Annotated in this window: 4 protein-coding genes and 1 pseudogene; 2 read left to right on the top strand and 3 right to left on the bottom strand. The window is 70.7% G+C overall.

All coding sequences use genetic code 11. The features are described 5' to 3' along the window. Positions 1 to 970, bottom strand: a pseudogene (locus tag IQ216_RS09485) (mechanosensitive ion channel protein MscS); the annotation flags it as partial. A 490-nt stretch (positions 971 to 1,460) separates the two neighbouring features. Between IQ216_RS09485 and IQ216_RS09490 the strand changes: the two are divergent. After that, positions 1,461 to 4,205, top strand: a complete 2,745-nt coding sequence (locus IQ216_RS09490) for an HAD-IC family P-type ATPase (RefSeq protein ID WP_193815276.1) — start codon at positions 1,461 to 1,463, stop codon at positions 4,203 to 4,205. Here the strand turns inward: IQ216_RS09490 and ligA are convergent. Both ligA and IQ216_RS09500 read right to left on the bottom strand, forming a co-directional pair. Further along, the gene (gene ligA, locus IQ216_RS09495) at positions 4,202 to 6,349 is read right to left on the bottom strand and encodes an NAD-dependent DNA ligase LigA (RefSeq protein WP_193815277.1); all 2,148 of its coding nucleotides are present in this window, start codon (positions 6,347 to 6,349) and stop codon (positions 4,202 to 4,204) included. The two genes, IQ216_RS09490 and ligA, sit on opposite strands and share 4 nt — an antisense overlap. Before the next feature lie 31 nt (positions 6,350 to 6,380). Continuing rightward, the gene (locus IQ216_RS09500; protein ID WP_186697567.1) at positions 6,381 to 6,800 is read right to left on the bottom strand and encodes a hypothetical protein; all 420 of its coding nucleotides are present in this window, start codon (positions 6,798 to 6,800) and stop codon (positions 6,381 to 6,383) included. Positions 6,801 to 6,854: 54 nt separating this feature from the next. On the opposite strand from IQ216_RS09500, the gene IQ216_RS09505 reads away from it, so the two are divergent. After that, entirely contained in the window at positions 6,855 to 7,427 is a 573-nt protein-coding gene (locus tag IQ216_RS09505) for a SprT family zinc-dependent metalloprotease (RefSeq protein ID WP_193815278.1), read from the top strand. Positions 7,428 to 7,470 lie beyond the last annotated feature (43 nt).

The raw sequence follows: 7,470 nt of genomic DNA on the forward strand, positions 1-7,470 counted from the left end.
TGTATAAGAGACAGCTGGCGAACAGCGTGAGGGAGGTGAGATCCAGCCCCCAGAGCTGCAGCAGCACCAAGGTGCCCACCAGCAGCAGGCCATAGCGGGCCACAAAGGCCACGGCCTCCTGGCCGCCGGCGCTCATGCCCGTGTAGCGCAGCACCCGTTTGCGCAGCAGGCTCTGCAGCACCCCTACGGCCTGGGTCAGCGCCACGAACAGCAGCAGCAGCACTGCCACGTCCTGGAGGGAGTAGCTGCGCTGCCCCAGCGGCAGGAACGGGGACCCCAGCCAGCTGCGCGTGGCGGCCACCAGGCCGGCGCTGAGCCGGCGGCTGGCGGGGAACAGATCCATCGCGGCCGCCGCGGCTGCCACCCACACCCCGGCCTGAAGCAGTAATAGGGCCGCGCGCAGCAGGAACCGGCTGGAGCGGTCGCGGCGCTCGCCCTCCATGCCCAGGGGCACCAGGGCCCGGGGAAACCAGCGCTGCCACAGACGCCGCAGCAGCAGGTGCAGGCCCAGGGCCGCCAGCAGGATGGCCAGGGCCACCGGCAGCATCCGCACCAGGTGTTCGGGGCGGCGCTCCCGCCGGGCGGTGGCGATGGCCTGCTCGAGTTTTCGTTGCCAGAGCTCGGCCTGATCCCGGGCCTCGAGGCCCTCGGCCACGTCCCGCTCGGTCACCGTCACCAGGGTGCGGCCGTTGAGGCTCAGCACCGGCAGGTTGTTGGTCTGGCGCACCTCCAGCTGCACCGGCCCGCCGGAGGCGATCGCCTCCTCCAGCCGCTCGTTCACGGTGTCGCTGCGCTGCTGGGCGCTGAGCGTGCGCGATGGCCAGAGTTCAAACAGCCGGCGGCCATCCAGCACGATCGGGGCTGAGCTGGCGGCAGGGTTGGCTCCTGCCCCCAACTCCGCCAGGGCCGGGAGCCCCAGGCCGGCTACCAGCAGCAGGCTCAGCACCAGGCTGAACAGTGGGCGGAGCAACCGGCTGAGCCATGGACCCACCGCCGGTGCCGCCAGGCCCCTCCGCGCTGTCATGGCTTCTCGGCACTGCGATCAGGTTAGGAACCCAACCGGCAGCCCCCGGCAGGCCGGGGCCAGCGCACCACCGTTGACTTCAGCAACCGGGCCGCTGGTCGCTAGGGAAGCCATCGGCCGCACCCTGGGACTCAGGCCCATCCTCACCAGCGGCCAAGCCCAGCGGCATGGTCACCGACCGACTGCATCGACACCCAGACCCTCCGCCGGGAGCAGGCCGATGCCAAGGCCTTTCAGAACACCGAGAGCAGCCTGTGGCTGCCGCGCTCCTGGTTGATCGATCACCGCCTCAGGACGCACTCAGCCCTTGCCTGACGCTCACCTCAGCAGCGGCTCAGCAGCAGCTCAGAGAGCGGCTTTGCTGAACAACCGGCTGAGACACAACACCTGGGCAACTCTGCAACAGTTGCAGAAGTGGTGCCCGTGCAGAAGAACGATGCCGTCGGTTCCTCCCAGCCAGGCTTCCCCCGACGGCGCTGCGCTGCGGCCCGGGCCGCCCCACGCCGAGGACGGCCAGGCGGTGCTGCGTCAGTTCGGCAGCCAGCCCGACCGCGGCCTGGAGGCCGCCGAGGTGGCCCGCCGGCAGGAGCGCTACGGCTGGAACGCCTTGCCTGAGCTGCCGGGCCCGCCGGCCTGGCTGAAGCTGCTGGTGCAGTTTCACCAGCCCTTGATCTACATCCTGCTGGCGGCGGGACTGATCAAGGCCCTGCTGGGCTCCTGGGCCAACGCCCTGGTGATCTGGGCCGTGGCGCTGATCAATGCTGTGATCGGCGCCGTGCAGGAGGCCAGGGCAGAGGGGGCGATCGCCGCCCTGGCGCGTTCGGTGAGTACGGAATCCACGGTGCTGCGCGATGGCCAGACCTTGCGGATCTCCTCGCGCGACCTAGTGCCGGGGGATGTGGTGCTGCTGGCGGCCGGCGACAAGGTGCCAGCCGACCTGCGCCTGCTTGAGGTGCGCGACCTGCAGATCGACGAGTCGGGCCTCACCGGCGAATCCCTGCCTGTGGCCAAGGAGCTGGCAGCGCTGCCGGCGGACACCCCCCTGGCCGACCGCCGCTGCATGGCGTACGCCGGCAGCTACGTGACCTTCGGCCAGGGCCGGGGTGTGGTGGTGGCCACCGGTGAGGCCAGCGAGATGGGAGCGATCTCCCGCTCCCTGCAGCAGCGGATGTCGCTGAGCACCCCGCTCACCCGCCGCTTCGCCCGCTTCAGCCGGGTGTTGCTCTACGGCATCCTGGCGGTGGCGGCCCTCACCCTGGCCATCGGCCTGGGCCGCGGCCAGCCCTTCGCCGCGGTGTTCGAGGCGGCCGTGGCTCTGGCGGTCAGCGCCATCCCGGAGGGTCTGCCGGCGGTGGTCACGATCACCCTGGCCATCGGCGTGAACCGCATGGCCGACCGCCACGCCATCATCCGCAAGCTGCCGGCCGTGGAGGCCCTGGGCAGCGCCACGGTGGTGTGCTCCGACAAGACCGGCACCCTCACTGAAAATCAGATGACGGTGCAGGTGGTGGTGGCCGGTGGGGTCAGCTACCGGGTGAGCGGCAGCGGTTACAGCCCCCACGGCGATCTGCTCAACAGTGATGGAGCCGTGCTGGATCCCCTGCCGCCTGCCCTGGAGCAGGTGCTGCGCTGCGGAGTGCTCTGCAACGACTCCCGCCTCCGGCAGCAGCACGGCGCCTGCACCATGGAGGGTGATCCCACCGAGGCTGCCCTGCTGGCGGCAGCCGAGAAAGGCGGTCTCACTCGGGTCGGGCTGGAGCCCCCCTTCCCGCGGCTGGATGCAATCCCCTTCGCCTCCGAATACCAGTACATGGCCACCCTCCATGACGGCCAGGAGCGTTCGCTGCAGGTGAAGGGATCGGTGGAGGCGCTGCTGCCGCGCTGCTGCGGCATGCTCGCCGCTGATGGCGCCGTGGTACCCCTCGAGGCCGAGGCCATTCATCGCCGGGTGGAGGTCCTAGCCGGAGAGGGTCTGCGGCTGATCGCCTTCGCCTCGCGGCCGATGCCCCATCACCGCCATGACCTGCAACGCAGCGACCTGGACGGCGAACTGGTGTTTCTCGGCCTGCAGGGGATGCTCGATCCACCGCGGCCGGAGGCGATCCTTGCCGTGCAGGCCTGCCAGCGGGCCGGCATCTCGGTGCGCATGATCACCGGCGACCACGCCGCCACGGCCACCGCCATCGCCACCCGCATGGGCATCGGCCCGGCCGCTGCCGAGGAGCTGCGGGCCTACACAGGCCAGGACCTGGGGGCCATGGATGCCGCCGCCTTTGCCGCCGCGGCCCGCGATGGTCAGGTGTTCGCCCGGGTGGCGCCGGCCCAGAAGCTGCAGCTGGTGGAGGCGCTGCAGGCCGGCGGCGCCGTGGTGGCGATGACCGGCGATGGCGTCAATGACGCTCCGGCCCTCAAGCAGGCCGATATCGGCATCGCCATGGGCAGAGGGGGCACCGAAGTGGCCCGCGAGGCTGCCGACATGCTCCTCACCGACGACAACTTCGCCTCGATCGAGGCGGCGGTGGAGGAGGGGCGCACGGTGTACCGCAACCTGCGTAAGGCGATCGCCTTCCTGCTGCCGGTGAATGGCGGCGAGTCGATGACGATTCTGATCAGTGCCCTGCTGGCCAGGGATCTGCCGATCCTGGCGCTTCAGGTGCTGTGGCTGAACATGATCAACTCGATCACGATGACCGTGCCGCTGTCGTTCGAGCCCAAGGCCGATGACACCATGGCTCAGCCGCCCCGGGATCCGGGCGAAGCGCTGATCACGCCGCGCCTGCTGCGCCGGATTCTGGTCGTGTCCCTCTACAACTGGGTGCTGATCTTCGGTGTGTTCGAGTGGTTGCGGGGCGGCGGCGGCAGCCTGGAACTGGCCCGCACTGCCGCCATCCAGGCCCTCGTCGCCGCCCGGATCATCTACCTGCTCAGCATCAGCCAGCTGGGCCGCAGCCTGGCAAGGCGTCTGCTGGGCAGGGCCGACGCGGTGGCGCGTGCTCCCCAGCTGTTGCTCGGGATCGGCCTGGCCGTGCTGCTGCAGCTGTTGTTCAGCCAGTGGAAGCCGATGAACAGCCTGTTCAGCACCGTGCCGATCGCCGGCCCGCAGCTCCTGCTCTGTGCTCTGGCCATGGGGGCGATGCTGCCGGTGGCCTGGCTGGCCAACCGGCTCGATCCCGACGCCTAAGCCCCGAGCAGCTCCAGCAGGCCTGCCTCGCTGAGCACCGCCACCCCCAGGCCCTCGGCCTTGCTGAGCTTGCTGCCCGCCTCCTCGCCGGCCACTAAGTAGCTGGTCTTCCTGCTCACGGAGCTGCTCACCTTGCCGCCTGCGGCCTCGATCAGCTCCTGGGCCTGGCGGCGGCTGAGGCTGGGCAGGGTGCCCGTGAGCACGAAGGTCTGGCCGCTCAGGGGGGAATCAGGGCGCTCCCGGCCTGCCTCGCTCCCGGCCGCCGCGGCGGCCTTGGCGGCCCGTTCCGCCTCGCTGGCGGCCAGGGACAGACCCTGCTTCCGTAACTCCTCCAACAGCGTCTGATTGGCCGGCGTGGCGAACCACTGCTGCAGGCTCTGGGCGATCTCGGCGCCGATGCCGAACACGGCCGTGATCACCTCAGGCTCTGCGGCGGCGGTCACCGCCAGCTCCTTGGCCGAGGGGAAGGCCCGCGCCAGGGCCTTGGCGTTCACCTCGCCCACGTGGTGGATGCCGAGGCCGTAGAGCTGGCGGTGCCAGGGCTGCCCCTTGGAGGCGGCCAGGGCGGCCACCAGATTGGTGGCCGATTTCTCCCCCATCCGCTCCAGGCTGGCCAGGAGGGCTCCATCCAGGCGGTAGAGATCGGCGATCGAAGCCACCAGGCCCCGGTCCACCAGCTGCTCGATCAGCTTGCTGCCGGCGCCGTCCACATCCAGGGCCCCCTTGCTCACCCAGTGGCGCAGGGCGCCCCGCAGGATCGCCGGACAGCTGGAATTGACGCAGCGGGTGGCCGCCTCGCCCTGCTCGCGCACCAGCTCCGAACCGCAGGCCGGACAGTGGTGGGGCAGTTCCAGGCGCTGGGCCGCCGCCGGCCGCAGCTCGCTCAGCACCCGCACCACCTCGGGGATGATCTCGCCGGCCTTGCGCACCACGATCGTGTCGCCGCCGTGCAGATCCAGCTCAGCGAGGCGATCGGCGTTGTGCAGGGTGGCCCGGTTCACCGTGGTGCCGGCCAGGGGCACGGGCTCGAACTCGGCCACCGGCGTGATCACCCCCGTGCGCCCCACCTGGCAGACCAGGCGCAGCAGCCGGCTGGGGGCCTCTTCGGGGGCGTACTTGAGGGCGATCGCCCAGCGGGGTGCCTTCTGGGTGAAGCCGGCCTCGGCCTGCAGGCGCAGGTCATTGAGCTTCAGCACCACGCCGTCGGTGGCATAGGGCAGCTGCTGCCGCGCCTCCTCCCAGTGGGCACAGAAGGCCTGCACCGCCGGCAGGTCCGGCAGCAGGGCCGCGTTGGGGTTCACCTTGAAGCCCGCTGTTCGCAGCCAGGCCAGGGCCTCCCACTGGCTGCTGGGACGCAGGGGCGCCGTGCCGCCGGCCCCATCTGCCTGGGGCTGCCAGTCGGGGGGCAGGTGCAGGGTGTAGGCGAAGAAATCCAGCCGCCGCGCCGCCACCACCTTCGGGTCCAGCTGGCGCAGGGTGCCGGCGCAGGCGTTGCGGGGATTGGTGAACGGGGTCTCGCCGCGCGTCTCGCGCTCGGCATTGATCGCCGCAAAGGTGGCATCGGGGATCAGCGCTTCGCCGCGCACCTCCAGCCAGGCCGGCGGCTGCTCCAGCTGCAGCCGCAGCGGCACGCTGCCGATCGTGCGCACATTGGCCGTGATCTCCTCGCCCCGCTCGCCGTCGCCACGGCTGGCGGCCCGCACCAGCACGCCCTGCTCGTAGCTCAGCGCCAGGGCATTGCCATCGATCTTGAGCTCGCCCACCAGCGCCAGGGCGGGCAGCGGCTCACCGGGGGCTGGGCTGCGCTCGAGCCGCTTCAGCAGCCGCCCGTACCACTCCTCCAGCTCCTCCAGTGAAAAGGCGTTGTCGAGGCTGAGCAGGCCGATGCGGTGCTCCACGCTCGTGAAGCCCTCCGCCGGGCTCCCCCCCACCCGCTGGGTGGGGCTGTCGGGCCGGATCAGCTCGGGGTGGGCCGTCTCCAGCTCCACCAGCTCGCGGTAGAGCCTGTCGTAGACCGGATCCTCCATCAGCGGAGCATCGAGCACGTAGTAGGCGTGGGCGGCCTGGCTGAGCAGCCGCTGCAACTCGGCGATCCGGCCCTGGCCGGCTTCGGCACCGGCTGCGGCTGCCCTGCTGCTGATCATCAGGCCCTGGGAGAAGGAGTCTGCAGCGGTGTCAGGCGCCCACCGTGCGGATCCGGTCGATCCGCCACTGCTCCTCCACCTTCACGAAGGTGAAGTCGAGGGGGAGTTCCTCCTTGGCCTCGGTGAGCAGTTTCACGGTGAGGATCAGCTGGCCCTCCTGCAGCCTCGGCCGCCCCGACTTGAGGTTGCGGTAGCGATTCAGCTTCAGGCCGGCCAGGTACTGGATGAACTGCTTGCGGTTCACATGGCTGCGGTAGTTCTTGGTGGTGAGCAGGTAGGCGCCGTCCACCTGGCCGTTGGCCACCTGGGCGAAAAACTGCTTCAGCAGCGGGTTGATGCCGCGGGCGCTCAGCACCAGCTTCACGGCCGTGATCGTCCAGTAGAGGAGCAGGGCTCCGGCGCCGGCCAGGAGGGCCTTGCTGCCGATGTCACGGGTCAGAGCCCAGTCCATAGGCCGGTGAATCTGTGTTGAATGGCCCCAGAGTCTGACTGACCAGGCCCCGGCGTGCCGCTCGAGCCCCTGCTGCCGCTGTTTCACCGGTTGAACCGGGAGCACTTCCAGGCCCGCCTCGCCCCTGGCGGCGTGCCCCTGCTCGAGCTGCGCTGGAGCGATGGCCGCATGCGCCGCACAGCCGGCCTCTACCGCCGCGGGCGCCGTGCCGACGGCCGCGACCTCTGCGAGATTGTGCTGTCGCGGCCGTTGCTGGATCCCCTGCCCCGGGAGGCCCTGCTCAGCACCCTCTGCCACGAGATGATCCACGCCTGGGTGGACCGGGTGCTGCAGGTGCGGGAGGTGCATGGCCCCCACTTCCGCGCCCGCATGGCCGCCATCAACGCGGCCCAGCAGGGTTTCGAGGTGAGCCTGCGCCACCGCTACCCCCTGCCGGGCGGCGGCACCAGCACCGCCAGCCGCTGGATTGCCCGCTGCCCCCGCTGCGGCCTCACGGCCCCCTACCGCCGGCGCGTGCGTGGGCTCGCCTGCCGCGTCTGCTGCGAGCGCCACCACGGCGGCCGCTGGCATGCCAGCTGCCTGCTCGATTTTTCCGAGCCGGGCCGCACCCCTGGGCAGGGTGTCTAGGGTCAGCCCGCTATGGGCTCGGCGTGGACGTCTTTCTCTGGAC

It is taken from the genome of Cyanobium sp. LEGE 06143 (assembly GCF_015207535.1).
In the GTDB taxonomy this organism is placed as follows: Bacteria; Cyanobacteriota; Cyanobacteriia; order PCC-6307; family Cyanobiaceae; genus NIES-981.